22 protein-coding genes and 3 pseudogenes are annotated in these 23,871 nt (G+C 36.5%); 13 read left to right on the forward strand and 12 right to left on the reverse strand.

Annotated elements, in window-relative coordinates:
- Positions 1-55: 55 nt before the first annotated feature.
- The 4 genes from I3B46_RS10765 to I3B46_RS10780 form a co-directional block, all read right to left on the reverse strand.
- A complete protein-coding gene (locus tag I3B46_RS10765; RefSeq protein ID WP_014656024.1) occupies positions 56-283 on the reverse strand; it encodes a hypothetical protein in 228 nt (75 codons plus the stop codon).
- A gap of 144 nt (positions 284-427) precedes the next feature.
- Positions 428-598 (reverse strand): hypothetical protein, encoded by a 171-nt coding sequence (locus I3B46_RS10770; RefSeq protein WP_164456934.1) that lies wholly within the window; start codon positions 596-598, stop codon positions 428-430.
- 127 nt (positions 599-725) lie between these two features.
- Positions 726-968: a hypothetical protein gene (locus I3B46_RS10775; protein ID WP_004920016.1), complete on the reverse strand. Its 243-nt coding sequence runs from the start codon at positions 966-968 to the stop codon at positions 726-728.
- Between the two features lie 1,266 nt (positions 969-2,234).
- The gene (locus I3B46_RS10780; protein WP_004920011.1) at positions 2,235-2,777 is read right to left on the reverse strand and encodes a dihydrofolate reductase family protein; all 543 of its coding nucleotides are present in this window, start codon (positions 2,775-2,777) and stop codon (positions 2,235-2,237) included.
- A 340-nt stretch (positions 2,778-3,117) separates the two neighbouring features.
- Between I3B46_RS10780 and I3B46_RS10785 the strand changes: the two genes are divergently transcribed.
- The 6 genes from I3B46_RS10785 (at position 3,118) to I3B46_RS10810 (ending at position 9,074) form a co-directional block, all read left to right on the forward strand.
- Complete coding sequence (locus I3B46_RS10785) at positions 3,118-3,567, forward strand: NUDIX hydrolase (protein ID WP_102780529.1); 450 nt, start codon at positions 3,118-3,120, stop codon at positions 3,565-3,567.
- Between the two features lie 222 nt (positions 3,568-3,789).
- Positions 3,790-4,215 (forward strand): hypothetical protein, encoded by a 426-nt coding sequence (locus I3B46_RS10790; protein ID WP_231405848.1) that lies wholly within the window; start codon positions 3,790-3,792, stop codon positions 4,213-4,215.
- Between the two features lie 334 nt (positions 4,216-4,549).
- Positions 4,550-5,089 carry a hypothetical protein gene (locus I3B46_RS10795; RefSeq protein WP_004920003.1) on the forward strand — a complete coding sequence of 180 codons (540 nt, stop codon included), beginning with the start codon at positions 4,550-4,552 and terminating at the stop codon, positions 5,087-5,089.
- Positions 5,090-5,998: 909 nt separating this feature from the next.
- Positions 5,999-6,535: a tail fiber protein gene (locus I3B46_RS10800; RefSeq protein ID WP_102780530.1), complete on the forward strand. Its 537-nt coding sequence runs from the start codon at positions 5,999-6,001 to the stop codon at positions 6,533-6,535.
- A gap of 90 nt (positions 6,536-6,625) precedes the next feature.
- Positions 6,626-7,006: a hypothetical protein gene (locus I3B46_RS10805; protein ID WP_104873498.1), complete on the forward strand. Its 381-nt coding sequence runs from the start codon at positions 6,626-6,628 to the stop codon at positions 7,004-7,006.
- Between the two features lie 139 nt (positions 7,007-7,145).
- Positions 7,146-9,074, forward strand: a complete 1,929-nt coding sequence (locus I3B46_RS10810) for a glycerophosphodiester phosphodiesterase family protein (protein ID WP_158660884.1) — start codon at positions 7,146-7,148, stop codon at positions 9,072-9,074.
- Positions 9,075-9,267: 193 nt separating this feature from the next.
- On the opposite strand, the gene I3B46_RS10815 is transcribed toward I3B46_RS10810, so the two are convergent.
- Together I3B46_RS10815 and I3B46_RS10820 are read right to left on the reverse strand one after the other, a co-directional pair.
- Complete coding sequence (locus I3B46_RS10815) at positions 9,268-10,377, reverse strand: ROK family transcriptional regulator (protein ID WP_004919995.1); 1,110 nt, start codon at positions 10,375-10,377, stop codon at positions 9,268-9,270.
- A gap of 22 nt (positions 10,378-10,399) precedes the next feature.
- A complete protein-coding gene (locus I3B46_RS10820) occupies positions 10,400-11,230 on the reverse strand; it encodes a glycerophosphodiester phosphodiesterase (protein WP_004919992.1) in 831 nt (276 codons plus the stop codon).
- Between the two features lie 222 nt (positions 11,231-11,452).
- Here I3B46_RS10820 and I3B46_RS10825 point away from each other — a divergent pair, with 222 nt between their 5' ends.
- The 5 genes and pseudogenes from I3B46_RS10825 to I3B46_RS22005 all read left to right on the forward strand — a co-directional run.
- Positions 11,453-12,535: an ABC transporter ATP-binding protein gene (locus I3B46_RS10825; protein ID WP_102780533.1), complete on the forward strand. Its 1,083-nt coding sequence runs from the start codon at positions 11,453-11,455 to the stop codon at positions 12,533-12,535.
- The gene (locus I3B46_RS10830; protein ID WP_004919984.1) at positions 12,532-13,395 is read left to right on the forward strand and encodes an ABC transporter permease; all 864 of its coding nucleotides are present in this window, start codon (positions 12,532-12,534) and stop codon (positions 13,393-13,395) included. The genes I3B46_RS10825 and I3B46_RS10830 overlap by 4 nt, the downstream gene beginning before the upstream one ends.
- Positions 13,392-14,234, forward strand: coding sequence for an ABC transporter permease (locus I3B46_RS10835; RefSeq protein ID WP_014656019.1), 843 nt, complete (start codon positions 13,392-13,394; stop codon positions 14,232-14,234). The genes I3B46_RS10830 and I3B46_RS10835 overlap by 4 nt, the downstream gene beginning before the upstream one ends.
- 23 nt (positions 14,235-14,257) lie before the next feature.
- Positions 14,258-15,346 (forward strand): extracellular solute-binding protein, encoded by a 1,089-nt coding sequence (locus tag I3B46_RS10840; RefSeq protein ID WP_014656018.1) that lies wholly within the window; start codon positions 14,258-14,260, stop codon positions 15,344-15,346.
- Position 15,347: 1 nt separating this feature from the next.
- A pseudogene (locus tag I3B46_RS22005) lies at positions 15,348-16,385 on the forward strand (fimbria/pilus outer membrane usher protein); the annotation flags it as partial.
- Here I3B46_RS22005 and I3B46_RS10850 read toward each other — a convergent pair.
- Positions 16,374-16,526: pseudogene (locus I3B46_RS10850) on the reverse strand (helix-turn-helix domain-containing protein); the annotation flags it as partial. The pseudogenes I3B46_RS22005 and I3B46_RS10850 sit on opposite strands and share 12 nt — an antisense overlap.
- Positions 16,527-16,885: 359 nt before the next feature.
- On the opposite strand from I3B46_RS10850, the gene I3B46_RS10855 reads away from it, so the two are divergent.
- A complete protein-coding gene (locus tag I3B46_RS10855; protein WP_036940309.1) occupies positions 16,886-17,521 on the forward strand; it encodes a GrpB family protein in 636 nt (211 codons plus the stop codon).
- 126 nt (positions 17,522-17,647) lie between these two features.
- On the opposite strand, the gene I3B46_RS10860 is transcribed toward I3B46_RS10855, so the two are convergent.
- A complete protein-coding gene (locus I3B46_RS10860) occupies positions 17,648-18,109 on the reverse strand; it encodes a hypothetical protein (protein WP_076913989.1) in 462 nt (153 codons plus the stop codon).
- A 351-nt stretch (positions 18,110-18,460) separates the two neighbouring features.
- On the opposite strand from I3B46_RS10860, the pseudogene I3B46_RS22675 reads away from it, so the two are divergent.
- Positions 18,461-18,586 (forward strand): annotated as a pseudogene (locus tag I3B46_RS22675) (IS481 family transposase); the annotation flags it as partial.
- Positions 18,587-18,726: 140 nt separating this feature from the next.
- On the opposite strand, the gene I3B46_RS10865 reads toward I3B46_RS22675, so the two are convergent.
- Genes I3B46_RS10865 through I3B46_RS10880 form a run of 4 tightly spaced genes read right to left on the reverse strand, consistent with a single transcriptional unit; the run spans position 18,727 to position 23,856 of the window.
- The gene (locus I3B46_RS10865) at positions 18,727-19,785 is read right to left on the reverse strand and encodes a hypothetical protein (protein WP_163762246.1); all 1,059 of its coding nucleotides are present in this window, start codon (positions 19,783-19,785) and stop codon (positions 18,727-18,729) included.
- 17 nt (positions 19,786-19,802) lie between these two features.
- Positions 19,803-22,370 carry a fimbria/pilus outer membrane usher protein gene (locus I3B46_RS10870; RefSeq protein ID WP_163762042.1) on the reverse strand — a complete coding sequence of 856 codons (2,568 nt, stop codon included), beginning with the start codon at positions 22,368-22,370 and terminating at the stop codon, positions 19,803-19,805.
- Positions 22,367-23,116: a fimbrial biogenesis chaperone gene (locus I3B46_RS10875; RefSeq protein WP_004919958.1), complete on the reverse strand. Its 750-nt coding sequence runs from the start codon at positions 23,114-23,116 to the stop codon at positions 22,367-22,369. Before I3B46_RS10875 ends, I3B46_RS10870 begins: the two co-directional genes overlap by 4 nt.
- Positions 23,107-23,856 (reverse strand): fimbrial biogenesis chaperone, encoded by a 750-nt coding sequence (locus I3B46_RS10880; RefSeq protein WP_014658390.1) that lies wholly within the window; start codon positions 23,854-23,856, stop codon positions 23,107-23,109. Before I3B46_RS10880 ends, I3B46_RS10875 begins: the two co-directional genes overlap by 10 nt.
- Positions 23,857-23,871: the final 15 nt, after the last annotated feature.

Genomic DNA, 23,871 nt, shown 5'->3' on the forward strand with positions numbered 1-23,871 from the left:
AATAGAGCGACTGATATAGCCGCTCTATTAGTATTTAATACTTAATAACTAATACTTAGTAAGTAACGTTAAAAGTACTACCATTGTTACCAATAGCATTAAAATTATAGGAATCTTTAATGACAGTGGTGGTTACTGTTACCCCTTTTACCACTGGAGTTGGGGCTGGAGCTGGAACAGAGGGTTGAACACTAACTTTTGGTGTAGTTGTAACAGGTGGCTTGCAGAGATTAAAAGTGCCGCCAGATACTAATTTAACTTCTTTCAATGTTAATTCTTTCATGATATTTCTCTCATATTGATATAAAATTAAAATTTATGATTTGTTTAGCTAAATTTTAGTCCATTATTTAGCCACATCTCATTCTTTTTAAATAAAGCAAGTTGAATAGCTGCTTTATTTTCCTTTAGGTTTAAGACTTAATACTTAGTACGTAACGTTGAAGGTACTGTTATTATTACCAATAGCACTAAAGTTATAAGATCCATAAATGCCAGGTACTGTTGCGCCTTTTACTACTGGAGCAGGAGCAGGAGCTTGAGCATTAGAAGTGCCGCCAGATACTAATTTAACTTCTTTCAATGTTAATTCTTTCATGATATTTCTCTCATATTGATATAAAATTAAAATTTATGATTTGTTAGCTAAATTTTGTCCATTATTTAGCTACATCTCATTCTTTTTAAATAAAGCAAGTTGAATAGTTGCTTTATTTTACTTAGGTTTAAAACGTGATACTGATAGAGTTAACAGTGCTACCAGAAGCATCAATATTATAGGACCAACTAATTTTACTCGTTGATATTGAAGAGCCTGTTACTTTTGGCACTGAAACACTTACTGATGGCACTGTAGTAGCCGAAACAGTAGGTTGAGTTATAGGTTGAACATTACTAATAGATGGTTTGCAGATATTAAAAGTACCACCAGAAACTAACTTAACTTCTTTTAGTGTTAATACTTTCATAAAATCCTCTCATATTATTTGTAAAGTTAAAATGAAATATGAATCTTTAATACTTTAAAAACTCATTTTCTGCTTAGTTAAATTTTAATGCACAATTTAACCGCGTTAATAATTAAATAAGTGAATCATTGCTGGAATAAGAAAAATCTTAATAGGTATAAACACTTATTCTATCAATCGATTGTTTTTTATATGTTTTTATTCATTAAATTTAGTATACATATGAAAGATATAATTATTTTTATAATAAATAATCTTTCGATATTTATTATATTACTCGAATTTTCATTTTCATATTAATGATTAAATAAATGATTGATTGTTTATATATAGTTATATTATATCAAAATCAGCATATAGCTAGAAAATAAACGGATACATTAAGTGAATAATTACGATATGTAATTTTTGATATTTCGGATGGGGTTATAGTTTACTGCGCTTCAAAAAAACTGTCTTTCACATAGGTGTGTATTATGGAAAGCTATTATTTTTCTTGATGTTATTATTCTATCAAGAAAGTAGGGGGGTAATGACTCGCGTTGTAAAAAAGAATATTACTTAATGTGTTGCCTTTCCTATAATTCCAATTTAAAAATGTCACTTTCAATATAAAAAATTTTTTTATATATTAAATTGGAATAAAACAGTAACAAAGGATAGTTTGTACGACTAGTAATATTAAATAAAAAATGAAGCTACCCCTTGTTTCTTCGATTAGTTTTACAACTCGCTATTTTTAATACAGTGCTTGAAATTGCTTTTGTGATCATGCTGCCATTGCTCTAGTTCTTATGGTTCAGTTTATTTAGCGTGATTATCATGTGCTAAAGCGCTGTTGTTTCCGAGAAATAGAAAAGCCTCTGATGAGAGGCTTATTTTCGCCTTAAAAATTAGAAACTCTCGAGTTTTCAAGTGAAAGGTATGGCATTCAAAATTAATGATATGCACTTAAAATTAAGCGGGCACTCGCAGTTAAAAATAGCTATTTCCCGCTTTTCTGTCAGAGCTGAGTCTATGACTTTTGGCTCTTTTAAGGCATCAAGGGTAAATTTTGCGTCAAAAAGCACTGAGATATAACTCTCTAATGTTCTATGATATTTAATCACATCCTCAACAAACCAAGAAGTGGCGCATAACAGACATACAGACAAATTCACTGTTTTCATTTTTCATAAATGATGAGGACTTTGCCGTACACATCGAGTATTCGACAGAAAAATAAAGATAGTTCTAATTCGAATATGTAAAGCGACATTGACAAAATTATTTTCTCTGGCGGTGCCAAGTATTCTTAACCATATAGTCAAAATAACGCTCTGATTTAACATGAATAAACTGTAGCGGTTTTTTCATATTACCAAATAAAGGTATTCCATCACCTAACAGAATTGGGACAATAGTGATTATCATTTCATCAATTAAATCTTCTGCCAAACACTGTTTCGCAACAGAACCTCCGTCAATATAAAGCGTTTTAAACCCAGCGCAGTGTATTGAGCTTATTACATCTTTAATCTCGCCACGCACTAAATGAACAGCTTTCCCTATGAGTTTTACTGGTATTTCTCTGATTGAGTTCGACAAGACAAACACTGGTTTATCATATGGCCACTCTCCATCAAAACCACATACAGTTTCAAAAGTCGTTCGACCCATAACAACAGCATCAATTCTTTGCATAAAATCCGAAAAGCCCATATCGTTTTGACCTGGGTTAGGGATAGAGAATAACCAATCTAATTGGTTATTTGCATCTGCTATATAACCATCTAGGCTCGTTGCAATATAAATGATGTTACGATGCATATAGTAGCTTCCTGAAAAATAAAATAGTTAAATCAGTGAAAGTTTTTCTATTTGTCAGTATCTCATTTTTTAGCATTACATCAATGCGAATGGATCCATAATGTCACAATAGAGCACTTAAAGAACCACATAGAAGATGTATTATTGAAATCTCAGGCTTGTTTAGTAGTATTATGACTAATGTCGCTTTTCTTATGTCAAGCCCACTCGTTAATAAAGCTAAAATGATAGTTATTTTTTATAAACAAACCATTCCGTTATCTCGATTGATTTCGCTTTACATTCATAACTATTTGTTTAAGCTGTGATATCTTATTAACTCACTATGGTCATATCAGCTATGCGTGTTCGGTGTTCATCCCGATTACTGATTATTAATTCGTCTAGACAAGTATTACTATTTCGCTTTGTTCATACGAACGATGCTTTAGCTGGCAGATCATACTGGGCAACGCCAGGTGGTGGTGTTGAGCATGGTGAATCTTTTGAACAAGCGGCTATCAGAGAGCTGAAAGAAGAAACCGGCATTATCAGGGATAATATTGGAAAATGTGTTTCACAAAGAACTTTTGAAATGACACTTCCCAGTGGCGAAACGGTGCTAGCAAAAGAGCGCTTTTTTATCGTCTTTTCCAATGAAGAAGAGATCCACACTAATGGATGGTCTAATAACGAAAAATCTGTTATTAGTCGCTACTATTGGTGGGAGTTAGATGAACTAACCCGGAGCAACGAAATAATATATCCTAATGATATTACAACGTTAATCTCTAATAATTTTGATAATTGACAGCTAATATTTAATTTGTTCGCCCCTGTATGGCTTTCAGCATACCATCACCATACAGTGGTAGATTAGAGAGCGTGAAAGCTGTCATCTGTAGATCAATGTAATTTATTCATCTTTATCATATCAAAAAAGTAAAGCTCTTCGCTTTGTAAACATTTAATTCTGCATTTCTTAACATGGTTAAACTACGAGATAATTAAGAAGGAAAATAAGGAGATAATGATGCAGAAGTTGATCATCCAAGTAGGGGTGTTAGTGTCGTTAGCCGTAATAAGTAATGGGTATGCCTCAAATCATGAATTAAGCACTGAATCAAAAAATTTCTATGAATCCTGCCTAAATATGAGTGAAGATTTGGTCTTTAACGGAAGTTATCAATATCTCTGCGAGTTTAAAGGCCAAAAAATTGCACAGATTTATACAACGTACAAAGCTAATCTATATCGTCAAGAGCGACTTAAAAACCAGTTGCCTAAAAATAATGTTGAGTATCAGACTGAAAATGTCGAGGTAATTTACAAGTGGTTACCACCTAATAAACTCAGATTAACGATAACTTATGATAACGGTATTGAGCAGTACATATATTATTTTATCGAAAACAAAGACAGCACAATTGTTTTCCATGAAATAAATACCGGCTACTAGTACTAAAGTAGCCGCAAGTAAATCTTCAACAAGGCAGGTGGTGTCGAACTGCAGTCAAGCTAGTCTGGACATACAGACGAAGAACGTACACTTCACATGTAGACAAAATTTGGTCTAAAAAATCGATTAACAAACAGTGTGTGAATATTGTGTATATTTTTTGATTTAATTTCGTTACTTTTACCTCACATTTTTCTGCCCATAATAATTTGACTTATGAAGAAAAAGAGCTTAACTTGTGAACCCATTCCATTAAGCATCATCCCTTTTTTATTGCATCTAATTTAAGATAAATTGAACAACAAAGTCATAAGGATATCGGATAGGTCTTAGTATGCATATTATTATAGCAGCAATTTCAGCATTAGCTGCGCTTGTATGGGCGCTACATTCATTACAAAACTCAGGTGTAGACCTTAATTCCTTTAATCCATTTACTTGGGCCCGACGGAGAAAGTGGCAAAAACAATATGGGGTAAAACCAATCTATAATTTGTCGACGGCAACGGAAGCCGCTGCGGTCATTATTGTTGGTGCATTGAAGCAGGAAGGTGAAATATCCCGTGAACAAAAACAAACGGTTATTAACCTGTTTATAGAGAATTTTAATCTAGAAACTCAAGATGCGGTGGATTTGTTTTCTTCATCATCACACCTTGTACATAATGAAATAAACTTTGATCAAAGTATCCCTCATATACTGAAATTAAGTATTACTCAGTTTACGCCCGCAATGGTTGAGACATTCCTATCATTATTGGAGAAAGTCATCATGTTAGAGGGTGAGCCGACAAAAGGGCAAATAAATATAATTGAAAATGTGCGGAACGAATTTAAAAGAATGAAGAAAAAGAGTTTAGGCTGGAAAAATTAGTTCTTTCATTTAAAGAAGGGCGCTGAGCATTGAGTAACATGAGAAGTTTATAGTTATGCTGAATGGCATTACACCCTGTCAGTAAACATGAAAGAACAAGTAAAATGCTACAGTGCCTTCCTACTTTGCATCCCCCCGATAATGCAGGAAAGAGTATCGATGAGAAGACCTTATCGGTATTCAGACAAATTTATTTTGTGACGAATAATAAATAATCAAAACATTAGGGAAAGCAAAACATGTATTCATGAGGCTATCTAAACGGTTTCATTTGTTGAAGGATAAATAAACAGAATTATTTACAAACGCTTATTTTGTGATATTTATTGAAATAGGAATATTGACTGCAACTTCATACTCTAAGCGATTGACGGTAGTTGCTTTAAGTTGCAATAACTTAGAATGATATTTTCACAGGAGTAAAGTTACCATAAACCGTCCATAAAATTTTTGGGCTTCCCGTTTATACTCCCTTATCATGAAAAACCACACATTGAATACATAGCGAATTTTAGTTCCATTGAGCAATTAAACCTATATCGTTATGGAATGTTCATTATTAAATGGTTTAATTGGCTTTATTTCTTTCAAATTAAGATTGCTTTTAAAAAAGTAATCATCAATTAATAGCTAATATTCAACGAATAATTTTTTTTGACCTTTTAATTTGTAAAATAAGAAAAATACACAATAATAATAAGTAACCACCAAAAATATTTTTATATATGCTAATTGATGAGCGTATAGTGTATATGATATAAAATTTTATTTTCCAAAATCATTAACTCTATAGTTTTGGATTGATTAATGTTTTTTATTTAAAGAGGCTATATCGATAATTTTTAATTTAAACACATGGTAATGAAATATCTTACGCTAAAAATAATGTAACTAAATAAGAGGTGTTATATGGTTAATTTACCTATTGGTACAATTATACTTTTTTATGGAAGCTCTATACCGAATGGATGGTTGTTATGCGATGGGAATAATAACACACCTAATCTTATAGATAGATTTGTTTTAGGTGGTAAATTAGATGATTGTAATTTATCTAATTCACGTGAATTATCAGGAAATCAAACTACTAAACAAATTATGGTTGATACATCAACTTCTACTGTTAGCATTACTGGGAATACAGGTGATACATCTCTAACTGTGGAGCAGATCCCGTCACACACCCACGACCTTGGTTTAAGCCTGTCACAATCTGCAGTTTCAAAATATTCAATTAATAATGAAATTACCGCTAATGGATATTGGCAAATTTATTGTAGCAAAGATAATGGACGTGTTTGGTACACTGACTCCGGACATACCGGCTCTGGAAAATCACACTCTCATAAGCTCAGTTTAACTTCAGGAGAGCATGAGCATAATGTAAATGTCATTCCGCCTTACACTATTATGGCCTATATTATTTATGTTGGTGGTGCAAAATAATATTTATATGAAAAGTCACTTTAAATTTTTAATGTGATACGCCAGTAAGATAATGACGTCTTCAATCTAAAATAACAAAAAGGGGTTTTTATGGGTAGGGGAAAATATTTCTTATATACCATTTTTGTTTTTAATTCTTTATTCTCTTATACATCTCTTGCGTCTAATGGTGTGTGTGACATAAAGCAAATAAAAGAATTTAACTTTAACAAACCACTTGAAAATTTCAAATATGGATACCTAAGTGTCAATAACCAATCAGTAATAGGTTGTAGATTTATAGTTACTGATAAAATATCTAATACAGAAAATATCGTTTATTATACTGATAATGATTCAAATGTAGTATGTAGTTTTGTTAGTGATATTTTCTTTTCTTCAACACAATCAGGTATTATTACTGCCTGTAATGAGTCTTATAGTGCAAATGCTAAGTTAAGTCTGATGGCTATTGAAGTAAACACCAAGTAATAGTCAATAAAAATCAATTATTAATTTTTAGTTTTCTTAATATCCGTCTCTAAAATTACAAGGACGTATTTTATTATTGATTTGGTATATAAAACCGCTTCATAAATTTAAATTTAAAATTGCCTTATTGGGGGTGAGTGTGGATAAAAAAACACCAAGTATATTCTTAAAAAAATTTAACACTCTAGCATCTATAATATTTATGATTTTTGTTTATATCAATAGTGCTAGCGCAGATTGTCCATCCTGGGAGACTCAGTATTATCAATTAAGCGTCATTGCTAATAATAACTCCGTTATTACAGTGCGGCATCGAGGCGATTTTACAACAAATATTCCCGAAAATAGCCTTGGGGCTTTCGAAAGGTCTTATCAGAATTGCCGGGCAGCAATAGAAACGGATGTGAGATTGACAAAGGATAATGAACTTGTGGTTTTTCATGATATTAATATAGGTAAAATGTTAGAGAAAGACTACGACCCGTTACTGAATACAGGACCAAATCCAGAACTTAAAAGTTTAACATTAGATGAACTGCAACAAAAAAAACTACTCACGATTACACGTGAAAAAACAAATTATACAGTACCTACAGTTGATGAAATGCTGCATAATTATCTCGATAAAAATGGACAATCACTCATTTATCTAGAAGTTAAAGATGCGGCAGCAATAACTCCAACAGCAATGGCTATTTATAGAGTATCTTTACGAGAACCTTCTCTGGTAAAAAGAGTCATTGTTAAATTTAATATGGCTGAATATCCAACACCGAATGATTGGTTCGCTATGTTAAATGAAAACAATATTAAAGAAGAAATAATGGCCAATCCTGTTATCAGTCCTATAGCCGCAAAACGAATCAATGAGGGACCGAAAATTGACCCAATCAATGGAGCGGATTATCGTGATAATGCAAGTAGAGCCGTAGCATTGTGGTCAAATGCAAAAGAAACTATAGTGCCTAATATCGAAGTTGTAATCAAAGACTCAACTGATTTTAAATCCGTAATTGAAAAAGATAGTATTTATCAAGGTAAATACATTGCTCCTGCAAATCTAGACATATCAAATACAAATGAAGCTACAATGGCTAGAATGGTTGCTATTATTAAGTTTTATAAGAAGCCATTAGGTGCTTTTGTCCCCGTTCCTGACTATATTCTCTGGCGTCCTGGCGTCATAACCGGCATTACGGTTCCCAATGTTATACCGGATACTGTTGGCAACATTAATATTATAAAAGCATATTTTCAAAATAACTCAGCCTGCTGTTATGATTTAGCAGACAGGTTAGGTGTTTTTGATGTTTTTCCCGGAGTTGTTATTCGTGAAAATTATGATTATAGACATATATTAGACTGGAATCGTTCTATTGGTGTCAATATGATCACTGCTGATGATACTGATACTATAGATGAATATTATGCTAAAAATCAGGTGCTAGATAGAGTTGCTATGCCAATTCTAATTCCACCCACAAAAAATATGCATTCAACGCTGTCTTGGGATTTTCACCCTGAATTTAATGTCAGTAAATCTACTGTTGTTAACATAAAAGCGTGGAATGGAGAGTCTTCAGTGTGGTGGGGAGGGCAAACTTGCCTATATACAGACTCTTCAACTCATGAAGAGAAATATGCATGGGTATATCAATGTGGTAATTTTAATGCGGAAAATGCAGGTTATAGTGATAGTTTGATCACAAAGGTAGTTGATTCGCCTCGCTATGGCAGCTTAATACAAATATATTCAGCTCAATATTCTCCTATTTCAGACACACCACATTGCTTACAAATAAGTGGTTTTTACAACGATGCAAGTTGGGGAACTGATTGCGACCCAGAAAATAAAGCCACATTATTTAAACAGGATATGAAAGGTCATTTACAAGCAATGTACTACGTTGATAATCCGCTATCACCAAATCAACCAAATGAATATTTGTATTTATTTAACCACTCAATTTACTATGATTTGTTTTATGGGAAAATACGTACAACTCAACAATTAGATGAAAATAATTGGAACAAATGGCTAATCGAACTTGCACCAAGTAATAATTAATTTGTGCTTAAGCTGCTCTGGTAGTTACCGGTTATTTATACTGGTACCTGCCAGATTATTCTGTCGTGCGTCAGTGATTCAAAAGGCACTGTGGTAATCAGCGATTTGTCGCTAAACTGATACCCCGTATAAAGTCTATAAAACCTTGCCTATATAGATTAGATGCTCGTTTTTACACATTGAGGCACTTCAATCATTGGTTAATTATTTGATATAGAGATAGCATGGCAGCACCAAGCGAGGCACTCTCTGAACCTATTGATGAATGAACTACTTTAACCATAGGTCTTTCCGGATCAAGACGATACTGCAACCAATCCGTGATATCTTCTGCAAAGCGAGAAGTTATCTCTTTCGGCATTGCTCCGCCAATTATGATAAGTTGTGGGTCTAACCATTGAAGGCATCCTAAAACAGTGTCTTCAAGTTGTTTTAATGACCGTTGATACCAAGTCTCTATAACTATATCTTTTTTCTTTATAAGACCAAGCAATTCCTTTTCATCGTAACCCGCAGCACTGAGAGTGCCGAGCAAATCTTTATAAGATGGCCGATGGGTTCCAGTAGGAAAGGCCATACCAACTTCGCCAGCATTTCTAAAGCCGCCCGTCAGTAATTTATGATCTGCAATAATCCCTGCACCTATACCATATCCTAGTTCTAATACGGTTAAGTCTCGGTATTGATTCCACTGACCTGAGTACAATTCTCCAATAGCAGCAGCATTAGCGTTATTCTCAACCCAAGTCGGCCAAGGGAGGTTAGCCTGAAATTCAGCTTGCAGATCGGCATCGCGCCAGCTTTTTAGCCAAGTAACGCATTGTCTTTTTTTTCCATCTGATTTCACGAAGCCGGGTACAGCATATCCTACGCCAAGGATCCTGGCATGTTGAAGCTTCAATTTTTTTAGCGTGCTATTAACCATTTTCTTAATTTGGTCAAGAGTGGCTATGAGAGGTTGGTTTTCTAGATGTACTTCTGATGTGCTGAAAATTTTTTTTCCACAAAAATCAACAAGCGCAAGATCAATAAAACCAGAACTAAAGGAGACGCCAATTGAGCAAGCTCCTCCGGGATTTAGTTTTAGAGGAAGAGAAGGTTGGCCTCTTTGTCCAATATTCTTCTCACCTTCAACAATTAACCCAGAAAAAATGAGCTCACGACATTGTTGTGTTATCGCGCCAGGTGTTAAGTTGGATAATTTAGCTAACTCGGCCCGGGAAATCGGTCCGTACCTGCGAATTAATTCCAGTAGTAACCGTTGAGTTGGCTTTAGGTCCAATACTTCTGGTTTATCTGTCATTGACAACTTCCGATACTATAAATTAATTCCATTGTAGCCCTGCATCCTCAATTAAAGATTGTAAATACGGAATATCATCATGACTGAGAATGTCAATAAGGCCTTCTTGAAGCCATTCAATGATTTCAGCACGACAGTCACAGCCAAATTTAAGTAGATATTGCTCTAAAGGGGCGATGCCGTTTTTATTTTCATGCAAGTACAGCCGTACACCCAACCCCGCCGCCTTATATGCTCTCAAATCGTCGATATGTGTATACTCATATTCCACACAAACACAACTTGCATTTGAGGCAGAAACGGCAGCTAATTGGTCATTGTATCGCTCAATAGTGACAACCTGCAATGCTAATTGCGGTATCTTTTCTTTTACTTTGTTGATTAATACGTGATTAAATCCAAGTAATTGAATGTGTGATATCGCATTCGGAACTGAACTTAAGACGTCGACTAGATGTTCAATAAATTCATCAACTCTACGCCGCTGCTTAACTTCAACAATCAATCCAACCTGATTGGCCACAGCCCATTTTATAACATCTTTCAGTAGCGGTATTTTTGTGCCTTCAAACTTGTTATTAAATTTTACGCCGAAATCATACCGAGACAGTTGTGTGTACGTCATCTCCTCAACAAAACCCGTTCCTGTTGAGACTCTATCTATACGATGGTCATGAGTAACCACGATTTGATTATCTACGGTTAAGTGAATATCTATCTCAATGCAATGTGTACCAGCTTCCAATGCACCAATGAATGCAGGCATGGTGTTTTCAGGGTATTTGCTGGCATACCCTCGGTGACTGTTTGCTAAAACAACACCTTCTTTTGCTCTATGAAATTCAAAATCCATGATAAAACCCTCAATTTATTTTCGATTAAGTTTATCATTTAAATTTAATATGTAAAATAACATTTAAGTCTTTAACTTTACATGCGCCATGTATATAGTTGATTTCAATAGGGTTAAAATTAAATTTCTACTTTTGTTTTATTTTGATGAGCTAAATCACATTAATATAACATTTAATATGTAAATTTAATAAGAAATTATTTCGATTAAGGAAGGCCGATAATGTCTACCCTGATATTAAAAGGTGTTACAAAGCAATTTGGCGATTTTTATGCCGCCCGCGATATCAGTCTTACCGCTGAAGAGGGGGAATTTGTCACTTTGCTCGGGCCGAGTGGTTGTGGAAAAACCACTTTGTTAAAAATGATAAGTGGCTTTCACCAACCAGATAGTGGAGAGATCATTTTAAATGGCAAGCCTATAACAAACCTTCCACCAGAAAAAAGAAACACGGCCATGTGTTTTCAATCTTATGCTTTGTTTCCGCATCTCAACGTTTCACACAATATCTGTTTTGGCTTGAAGCAAAAAAAAGTCTCCATTAGCAACCAACAAGAAAGATTAGAAGAATCCCTAAAACAAGTCGGTTTAGTAGAGCAGCGTTTGAAGATGCCATCACAACTATCAGGAGGACAGCAACAGCGTGTAGCTTTGGCTAGAGCGATGATCACTAGGCCGGATTTAGTTTTGTTTGACGAACCACTATCTAACTTAGATGCGAAATTACGCGAAAGTGTGAGGTTTGAAATTAAAGAGCTACAACGCCTCTACCAACTAACTTCGATTTATGTCACGCACGATCAGGCTGAGGCCTTGTCTATATCAGATAAAATCGTTGTGCTAAATGGAGGGAGTATTGCGCAAGTGGGCTCGCCAGAGGACGTTTATTACCGCCCAAACAGCCGCTTTGTTGCGGATTTTATTGGTGCAGCGAATATTGATGAGGCACATGTTGAACCCGCTGAGCAGCCAGAATACTACCGTATCGCCTGTAAGCTTGGTAACTTCTATGTTAAATCCGCAAATCCTCCCTCAGCAAAACATTGCTATATTTGTTGGCGTCCTGAGGATGTGAAATTTGTTCAAGCCCCATCTTCTATCCAAAATAGATTTTCTTTGGTCATAGAAAAAATGGCATTCATGGGCAATCTCACTGAAGCGTGGGGTTCCAACGATAATAAATCACTCTCAGTTCGTTTGCAGCTTGTGAAGAAACCGCCTATTGCTATCGGAGAGCGTGCCGAATTTTACTTGCCTGAGGATGCAATTCACTTTTTAGAGCCGGTTACGGAGGGGAAGAGATGAATTGGAAAAATGAGGTAAAGGCATGGCTATTAATGAGCACAGGGCTTGGAACGATCCTTCTTCTGATGGGATCAACTTTTTATGTCGTTATTACCCAAAGCTTCGGTTTATTTAACATGACGGGGGAAAGTGAATTTTCACTAGCGTTTTGGGCAAACATCATAGGTGACTCCGTCTTACTTAGTGCGTTGTATTACACCGTAAAAGTTTCGGTGCTTGGTGCGTTTGGTGCAGTTCTGCTTTCATATCCTATCGCACTCTGGCTAAGACAACCCATGTACGGAAAAGAGGTTGTGATCGGAGTGCTTCGAGCACCCATGTTCATTCCAGGTTTAGTGGCTGCATTTTTGTTTGTAAATATCATCGCCTATCATGGAGTGATAAACAGTTTACTTCAACTATTGGGAATAACAGACTCCCCATTGCGTATGCAAAATGATGATTTTGGATGGGGGGTTATCATTCTTCAAATATGGAAAAACCTTCCTTTTGCATTGATTTTAGTTGGCGGTGCTGTCAATTCGATTAGAGATGAGATACTTGATGCGGCAAGTAATTTCGGTGCTAATAGATGGCGGAGATTCGTAGATGTCGTCTTCCCTCTAACACTCCCCGCGGTACAAGTTTCTCTAATACTTATCTTTATTGGTGCGGTAGGGGATTTTGCATTCTTCTCTGTGGCCGGTCCCCGTAACACTTACTCCCTTGCGCGCCTGATGCAAGCTACCGCAATGGAATACGGTGAATGGAATAACTCAGCCGTTATTGCCGTCATAATAATGTTAATTTCCGCGATTGGAACGCTGCTCATTGCGACTGTGTTAACCCCGTTGGCTACCAAGAAGGGGGAGGTTAAATGAACACCATAAAGACCAATAATGGACGGAAAGTTGTAAAAATTTCATTGATTTTTTTCATCTTCATTAATGTTGTTTGGTTAGGTTTGCCTTTTACTATGGCAATCTTGTGGTCCTTGGTTGACCCACAACACCCATGGAGTTATCCAGACCTTTTTCCTCAAAAATTATCTTTAGCGCGGTGGAAAATTGTTTGGGAACAAACATCGCTAGCAACCGCGCTTTTCAATAGTTATACCATCGCTCCTGCTGTTGCTATTTTGAGCTTATTGCTTGCGACACCTACAGCCTATGCTTTCGGAAGAATGACATTTAAAGGCAAAGCAGTTGCGGAAATGCTAACGCTCATTCCACTGGTTATGCCGGGCATGATTATCGGTATCTTCTTCAGTTCAATGTTAATAAGTTTAAATATCAGCAATACTTTTATGAGCATTGTAATTGGCCATACCGTTCTTACGCTCCCTTACTCAATTCGCATAATGTCAGCGGGGTTCAAGTCGATACCACAAGACATAATCGACGCGTCGCGTGACATGGGAGCTAGTTTTTGGGGGACGTTCTGCAATGCTTTTTTACCCATGCTAAAGCCAAGTCTACTGGCTTCATTAATATTTTGTCTGGTTCGAAGTTTAGAAGAGTTTAGTATTTCATTTGTACTGGGCTCGCCAGATTTTATCACTGTTCCCACGATACTGTATTCATTCTTAGGGTATTCCTTTGTACGTCCAGATGCCGCTGTTGTTTCAATGATCTTGGTGATACCCAACGTTATATTGATGATAATTATTGAGCGCCTGTTAAAAGGCAATTATTTGTCTCAATCCACAGGAAAAGCATAACATTCACTAGAGGTAGTCAAATTATGAAAAAAATATCATTGGCGCTCTTACTGGGAGTCGCAGTTATATCAACCTCTTACGCTCAAGATGTAGATAAAAATTCCTTTCCTAACTGGGATGAGGTGATAAAGCAAGCAAAACAAGAAGGAGAGGTTACATTTAACATTTGGTACTTGCAGCCGCAGTGGCGTAATTTTGTGAAGGGATTCGAAGATGAATATGGAATAAAAGTACAAATCTCAGAAGGAACCATTGATGGAAATATGAATAAACTTTTAGCCGAATCAAAAAAACAGAGTGGTAAAATTGATGTAATGGCCTTATCCATTGCTCAACTGCCTATTACTTTAAAAGCTAATGCAATCAGTAAAGTTGACTGGCTCCCAGGCTATGAGAATGGAGTTCATACAATACAAAACATCGATACACAGGGGTATGCCGTCGCTTTTTGGGGAAATCAAACTGGATTCGCCTATGACCCCAAACAATTTGGCGATCAAGCTCTTCCTCAAACGCTCGATGACCTTCAGGCGTTTATCGATGCAAATCCCAATCGTTTTGGATATAACGATCCCAATAACGGAGGCGCTGGTGAAGCCTTCATTCAGCGTATTGTCACACTCAAAAGCGGTGAGTTTGATAGCAGTGCAACGAAGATTGATCCAAAGGTGATTAAAGGTTGGTCTTCTGGCTGGGCGTGGTTTACTAAAAACAAATCTAGTATTACGCAAACCGCGTCTGGCGCCGATAGTCTCACACGTTTAAATGATGGAGAGTTGATGTTGGTTCCAGCTTGGGAAGATCATATGCTAGGCTTGCAACACAATGGAGCAATAACTTCAAGATTAAAATTTTATGTCCCCAAATTTGGTATGCCAGGGGGAGGGAATGTTGTAACCATCGCTGCAAATAGTCAACACCCAAATGCCTCCGCTGTTTTTATTAACTGGTTGATTCAACCTAAAACTCAGCAAGCGCTGAAAGAGACCTTTGGCACTTCCCCCATGACTAAAATGGCTACTGCTAATCAGGTGTCAGACGTGAAATTCTATGGGAAAGACTATAGTATGCTATTCCGCAAGGAGTTCGTGCGAAATGTGACAATGAAGTAAAGTTATTTATGAGACCTACGTGGCTCCCGGTGCATTTTATATTAATGACATACAACAAGCAGGATTGTCGGGTGACTATGATGTGACTATCACCGAAGCGGATGGTAGCGAACGTCAATTTGTAGTGCCTTATTCCTCATTGCCAGTGATGCTACGGCCAGGGGGCTGGAAATATGAACTCGCCTCCGGCCGTTATGATGGGAATTTGACTACAGACTCTCGCCGTTCAGATTTTGTATTAGGCACCGCGGTATACGGTTTACACAATAATGTCACTTTGTACGGTGGAACGTTATTGGCGAAAGATTATCAATCCTTGAGTTTGGGAAGTGGATTCTCTTTAGGGAACTTCGGGGCGCTGTCAACGGATGTGACCCATTCATCAGCCAAATTTAGTGGTGCAGCGCAGCAAGGCAGTGATCGTCAAACTGGTCAATCTTACCGTATTCGTTATTCAAAAAGTTTGATGTCGACGGGCACATCGGTCGATCTTACCGCATTGCGTTACTCAACCGAGCATTTTTACAGCTTTAGTGAATTTAATAGTCAAGGTTATCGTGAAGCAGGGGGTGTTTATAGTGGTACAAACTCAGCTGAAATAGTGACCAAATACAATCAGCAACATTATATACGTTGGATGATGAATAGCGGAGATAACCTCATTGCACTCGAGTCTTTATCTATGAAGTCAGAACTGGAAGGTGAAGACCTTGTTGATGCAATGGCGAGAGCATTAAAAGGTTTCCATTCAGAGAGTATGGACCCAGCCAAGCAATTTGTTCTTGCTTGGGGGAATATGGTTGGAATTCCTTTAAATATTATAATGGAAAATAAACCATTAGATGCGAAAACAGCAGCAGAAATTGTAACGAGTGGAATTCCAACAAGTGAAACAAAACTCGTTCAATACCTTATCGCTAAGATATATATTTCTTATATGAAAAATGGGATTCGGACTATTAAAATACAAGAATCGCTTGATTTAGAAAGAATTAAAAGGTTAGCTTATGACCCACATAAAAAAAGGATAGCGAACTAATAGCCGTCGGCATTGGCGAGCAGATATGCCTAATCGTTGTGCTGCCATTTTGGTTGGCAGGCGCTGGTCAATCACATCCTGGATTACTTTTAGTCGTTTAACATCTTCCAAGGTAAAAAACTCCGCTCTATAAGCCGTCATGCGAACCCCTTAATGGTGAGCCTACGTGACGGACATCTTAACTTATCCCAGAGCGGACATTACAACTTTGCTATTACAATTTAGGTTCGCATAATGTGTATTATGTTAAATAGAGTATGGGGAGCTAATAACTTTATAAATAGCCTCATTATCACTATCATTACCTCCTGATTTACTATGCGAAATAGCTACTGGTAGTTTAACCAGTGCTCCTAGTATTAGTGTATGCTTATATATATTTTTACTACCCTACCACGTAAATACGTTTGCCGGTAATATTGTTATTGGTGGTGGCGGAATTCATTGCGTAACCATGCAACAACCCGATTTCACAGCATTTATTACGAATAAACAAAGATATGACACAATTTAATACAAAAAGAGCCTCATTAGATACGTTATCTCCCGAAGATATCTGTGCTGTAATGAAATTTGAAGATGGTGACCCGAATGAAAACCCATGGGTTTTAGGAAAACCACCTACACTTAAAATTGAGATCCGTGACTATGATCCTATTTGGGCAACACTTTTTATACAAGAAAAAGCACGTATCCAAGCCGCACTAGGCGAAGCAGCACTACATATTGACCATATTGGCTCAACTGCGGTTCCAAATCTAGCAGCTAAACCTATTATTGATATTGACCTAATCGTTGAGGATCCTACTGCTGAGAACCGTTATATCCCTCAACTAACTGCCTTGGGGTATGTTCATACAATTCGCGAACCATCTTGGTATGAACACCGAATGCTATACCTTGATAAACCACAGGTTAATTTACATGTATTTGCACCTGGCTGCCCTGAACATTTACGTCATCAGTTATTCCGTGATTGGCTAATGACCCACCCTGACGATCTTGCTACCTATGCCGTCAGCAAAATGAAAGCAAAAGAAGGTGTTAATACAATGATGGATTACAATCAAAAGAAAAATGATACTATTCAAAAGATTTATGCAAAGCTATTTGCCCATTTACAAAAAAATAGCTAAAAAGCGGAATGCATGCATAGAGTTATTCATCAATTTGATAAGCAAGATATAGGTCAATCGTCAGCTATTTTAGCGGATTTATCACATAAAGAATGGTTCCTATTATTAGACATTAGCATTACGCTTCTACAATAATCTGCAACTACTCAGTTGATGCATAAATCCTTTGTCAAAAGGATCACCTTCAGACACTGATGCAATACCATATTTCTTTGTGAAATCTTCCTGCACATTTCCGTCTTTATAACGAAGTTCGACTTCTGAATACAGTACACGGCCATCCGGTGTAACTGGCGGCTCAGTGATCGACATTTTATGAGAAACGTAATCACCTGATGTCATACCATGAATTGTCATAACACCATCTTTAACCGTAATGGTAGTTTTCACCATTACGGACGGAAAAATGTGTTTATTTTTCTGTTCAATTGCAATGTGATTAAATGACTGGCTTATTCTACATATGTAAACCCCATCAAACTGACGGATTTTTTGAGACTGTTCTGGCAAATTACCCGGTTTGCATCCTGCTATAGACAGACATGAAAATACAAAAATTACAATATCCCCTGTTCTGTTCAGGCTCATCTTTCCTGTTCTCTTAAAATCGGTTTAGTGGCTCAATACATCCATTATTTTGAAAACTCCATATCAAATAAATAAACGCCATTCTTCCACTAGACGCACTTCGCCTAAGGGCTGGCCATAGTAAAAATGCTCAGCCTGATCTTTACGAAGCGCTCGCATCACTTTAGTCCCTTTAAAGGATTACTCAGTAATATGCATATCTTCAAGAAAAGTGATTATTGGACTGAACATAAATATTCAGAGCCGTTGCTTTCAACTCCATAGCCGAGTGAGTAATATAATTTAAGGTTGTTAGGAATGTTTTATTGTAAAAATATAGCCCTTCTGTGCTTAAACAAGTCGCGAGCTTTAAAATTAGCTGAATGGGAGGTATTTTATAATTATCATCGCCCCACTCAGCTCATGCTGGTAAAACACGGTATGAAGTGTTAAAAAATAAGCTTGGTTTTTAAGGCTAAGTGTCAGCCGAGGTTCTGAGTGACACACAATCGGATGTTACGAAAATCCTGTACATCGGCTATACCGAGTAAATAAACTTTAGGGTTAGTCATAGTATTAACTTAACGTCCTGATTATTGATGAACTATAATTAATTTTAAAATCAACTTACGATAAGCTTAACGCATAATAACCGAAAGTTCTACGGAACCACGTGCTAAACCGGTTACCCCTGCCCCCTTTGAATATAACTCATATTCAAGAGTTTTCGTTATATTGACATTGTTTTCATTTGCTTTAATACGACCAAGCTCGACTATAGTCTGGTCTAAACGTATTGGTAATTTAGCCCCATTGTGGTGCACAAATAATTTTACATACGCAGCAGCTTGATTACTTGCGTTATTTAAATTGACATCAAAAGCATTACCAGAATAGAACTCTGGTTTAACGTTAGCTGAAATTCCGATATATGCGTCAACTTGATCCTTAAATTGGCTACAATTTATCGTCATAGGGCGTTGAACGGAAGCTAATAAAGTACCGTTGGCTGCACTAGAATCGTTAATACCAAAATTAATTTTATTCGGAGTCTGCAAGCTGCATGTTAGTCCAGAAACAGTGATATTTATCGCTTCTGTTTTGGATACTAGCATCTTCCAATTCCCTTCATAAAGGGTACGCCAGTCTTTAACAGAGGTACCTATATCGTGTTTTAAGTGATATGTGCCACCTTTTTGATTCCCAGTGCCATATATTAGCAAACGACCCGTTGTATATACATTATGTTGTATACTAATTTCAGGCGTTGTTTGATAAGGTTCAAAAATACAATTCCGGTACCATGGAAATTGATTTGTACCTGAACCCCAGCCATTGAAATGCCCTGTTACTATATCGAATGGGGCAGGCCGAGGATAAATTAATCCCTTTCTTCGCTCATCTGTAAAAGTAAACTCAGGCACTAGCATTAGATCATTACTAATTGGTATTCCGTAAATACCATCAATTTGCATTAGAGCGGCTTGATAGCAAAGGTTATATGAACCATTGAAAGAATTGGTTAATGTAACATAGAAATAAGAATCTCCAACGTTACCGTATGTTACCATTTTGTTTTTTGCAGTGTAATTCCCAAACACTCCAACTAAGCCACGCCCATTGAACACCTTAACGTTTGCGGCTAATGATGACATTGTTATACTTGTCAAAATGATTGCGAATAAAATTTTTTTCATCATATTACTCAAATTAGTTATTGGCATGTAACAGTTAAATTGCGCAGCGACGAGTAGGTGTTTTCAGTCGACTTACTCATATCAAATGGAACTTGACATTGCTCAGAGTTTGCTCTTCCCCATACTACTGATAATGTCCCTTTTTCAGGTAACCCGCTTATATATACACGACCATTTTCACCAACAATTCCTGATATTAAACTAGAACTATCTTGTTCTGATTGTTGTAGTGATGCTACAGCTCCCATTGGAATAGTTTTTGGACCCGTTAAGGTGAGCATCGCCTGATACCCTTTCAAGGTATTAAACTGAGTTTTAACTAAAGCGCCTTTTGTTGGATACACATTAACGGATGTTTCTTTACTTTCAACATCTGTTGGTAATGTATTAATATCTAGATTAATAATATTTTGGCTGTATTCCATCATATTAGGCACAATAGCGTAACCCCGAGAGTCAATAACGGCCATCCCATTATTGATACTTGCTCCCGCAGCATCTGGCGCATACACTACAGCAGCAGAATTACCAATGAACTGACCCAATGTAACCCCACCAGGGTGAATGACGGCAGCACCATTTCCATTCGCGTAAGTTAGCTGACTTTCGCGACTATAACTGTATCCGCCTCCCACATATCCTTTACTTCCTTGATAACCGACGTTAACCGAACTGGATAATTTTTGGTCTCGGTTATCACCACTTTCGCTTAATTGGTAAGTAAACTTATTATCTAGTAGCTGCCCATTAACACCAAGCTGTTGGTAAGTTCTTCCGCTATTGTCGTGGCTTATCTGGAAGCTGCTACTAATATTTTCAATATTTTTATTATTTGAAAACAGACTAAATGGCACGCTAACGTTGAAGCTAATTTGGCGGTTTTCAGGCCAGTTTCCGTCACCTTGTGTACGGCTAATACTGTAATCAATACCATAAGATAAACCTTTATAGAAACCGCTATAACCAATCCCTAAGGTCGTTATCGTATCTTTACGTCCCCAATAATCACTACGCATACCTCTAAAATAAATTGAACCCCATTTACCAAGAGATTGGTTTATATAAGATTGAAAGCTACTACGTTGACGTCCGTTTAACCACGGTGCAACATTATCTTTCAAACGATAACCTGCATGGTTAAAGTCTGAAAAGCTATAATAGTCTTTTGTTGAGTACCTCAACGCGGTCAAGTCAATAGATGTACCAAAATCAGATAAGTTCTTTGAGTAACGAAGTCTGAAGGATTGACCTTGCTTATCTTCATTTCTAATTGTGGCATAGGCATGGGTAGCATCGATTGACATGGCACCAAATGAACCTAATGAGAAACCTGTACCAACAATACCAGTCCAGTAATGATTAGCCCCTAAAAAACCGGTATACAATGTGACCGCTTTGGGTAATCCGTATATGAGTGTCCCCATCAAGAAATTACTTTTTTTATTACCATCGGTTATGCCACCATTGTATTGACCCGCCGCAACTTCATATTTAAATGTTCCAGCTCGTTGCATTACGGGCAATGATGAGAATGCTTGAGTGAATACTCGAACAGAGCCATCTTCCTCATGAATTGAAACCTCCAAGTCCCCAGCTGTACCTGTTGGATAAAGGTCATTAATCACAAATGGTCCTGGTGCAACGTATGTTTGGTATATGGTATTACCATTTTGGCTTATAGTTATGCGGGAATTAGATGATGCAACGCCTCTAATTTGTGGCGCAAATCCCCTATCACCTCGTGCTAACATCTGCTCATTGGATAATAAACGAACCCCTTTTACTGGGACACTGTCAAGTACATCATTGAGTGTGCTCGTTTCACCCATTACAATTTCAGAACTTAAGTGCTGAATATCCCTTGAAACGGTTGTGTTATTAAAATCACTTTGGTGATTACGTACCGTCTTACCGTCAAATTTATTTTCATTTTCAAGGTAAAAATATTGGGAACGTAAACGCCACGCACCAAGATTTAATCCGCCTGTAATGTTGGCAAAAATAGAGTTATTTTTTGTTTTACCGCCAATTCCACCCGTAAATTCTTGTCGGCTCCCACTGACTTGATAGTTTAATATCAAGCCAGGTAAACCTTGGTCAAGAAGCTCTATCGGTACAGCACCTCTAGCCTTCTGGTTCATAGAGATTTGCGGGATATTTAAATTTAGTGTTAATTTTGAAACATCGAATTGAACTTGTGCATTTTCTATTACCGATGATAGAGAGGTAATTTTGTGAGTCGCAGGCATTCCTTTCAATATAGAATTACCTTGAATATTTACGCCGAACTCCTCTAACATAGCGGGAGTAAATTCAGGAACAATGTTACCTTCACCATCTTGTGTGAAATATATTTCCTTCTGGCCTATCTCCTCTTTATTTATTTTCATAGTAACTATGTAACGGCCAGGAGCTACTGTATCAGAACGTGCAAATACAGATAAATCGATACTATCTTTATCTGTTCCTGCCGGCAGGTTTAAAAGAGCGGGATCAAAATAAGGCTCAGCACTAGTTACCCCCCCAAACAGACAAAACATAAGCGCTATTGAGATAGGTTTTAAGATAAATATTCTGTTGTTCATAATATACTCTCATCCAATACGCCAGTGCTCAGTTTTGTTATTAATCCATATTCATTTAAAGCTTGCCAAGTAACCTCACCAGAAACAGATTGAGGTAATTCAATTTGGTTTTCACTAAATGGAGGAATACTGTCATCTATTAATTTCATTGGCACTTTATATGAACCAATAGTTAATGAGGTCAATGTAATTGAAAGAGCTGACGGGTTTTTGATCGTCAGTTTATTTTTATTTATAGAAAAACGCATTTTTTCCACTTCCTTGTCAATCCGTAATTCTTCAATTGCTTTAGGTCGATAAAGCATTTTTAAATAGAGTGTTGGAGTAACAATAAACTCCGAGGTGTTCTTATCTGATACTTCTGGAATAATTCTTAATGAAACATAAAATACACTTTCTCTATCTTTTGCTAAATTGCCATCAGCAACCCGTTGTATTTTCCAACTATAGCGAACGCCACTATCTAAACGATGTAATGGCGGTGTGATTAAAAAAATATCTGATTCTTTATTAATCAGTGGCTTCAACGTTTTTTCATTTGCAGCAATGATTTGAGACTGGACGAGTATTGCCTCGCTATTCGCATTCTCTAACATGGTTGAAACACCATTTTTTTCCGATTCTTTATAAACTATACGTTCAGGTGAAAATAACAAACCATTCATGATATCGGTATTTGCGAAAGACGATCCCATATAATAAACAAAAGAAACAATTAAAATAATGATTTTTTTAACTATTGACATGTTTTCCTCTCGCCTAATATTAGTGAAGCCGTATTATCTTCACTATCACCACCATAATCATTAACTGCTTTCCATACTATTTTACTCGACTGATTTACTTCACCAGTATTGTTTATTAAGTATCTGCTTTTTGGTGGAATTATTACTCCAGATATTTTCGGATACTGTTTATTATTTATTTTTAGAGAGCTTAATGTTATATGATATGGAGATGGATTTTCTATACATACATTCTTTTTATGTAAATAAAACTGTAGCCCTTTAATTGCATCTTCACTTGATTGTGTTAATCCATTGGGGCGATAAAATAGTTTTATAACTAAACGTGTACCTATCGATAACTTTGCCACCTGTTCTTCATTATTGTTAGTTGTAACACCTGGTATACCAATAACACTAAAATAAAATAAGGATTCTTTATCTTTAGGCAGTTGAGTTATTTTTTCTTCAGGCAAAATTTTCATTGCCTGCTGACTATTTGGATTCAATCGATATAGTGGTGGTGTAACTAAAAATACGCCTGATTCTTTCTGCCCAATAGGCGTATCAAACACCCCTGATTGAACTAAATATACACTGTCACTATCGTTTTTTAAGGTAATGGATTCTTGCGTTGAATCACCATTCCAAATAATTCTTGTTTGTTCTAATAGTAGCCCTGCATAAGCATTAGAAGATAAGTCTGTTAATAAAATTAAAGTACCAACCAAACAAAATAATGAAAATATGATTCTACGCATATTATATATCCTAGA

The sequence above is a fragment of the Providencia sp. 2.29 genome (assembly GCF_015832305.1).
In the GTDB taxonomy this organism is placed as follows: domain Bacteria; phylum Pseudomonadota; class Gammaproteobacteria; order Enterobacterales; family Enterobacteriaceae; genus Providencia; species Providencia stuartii.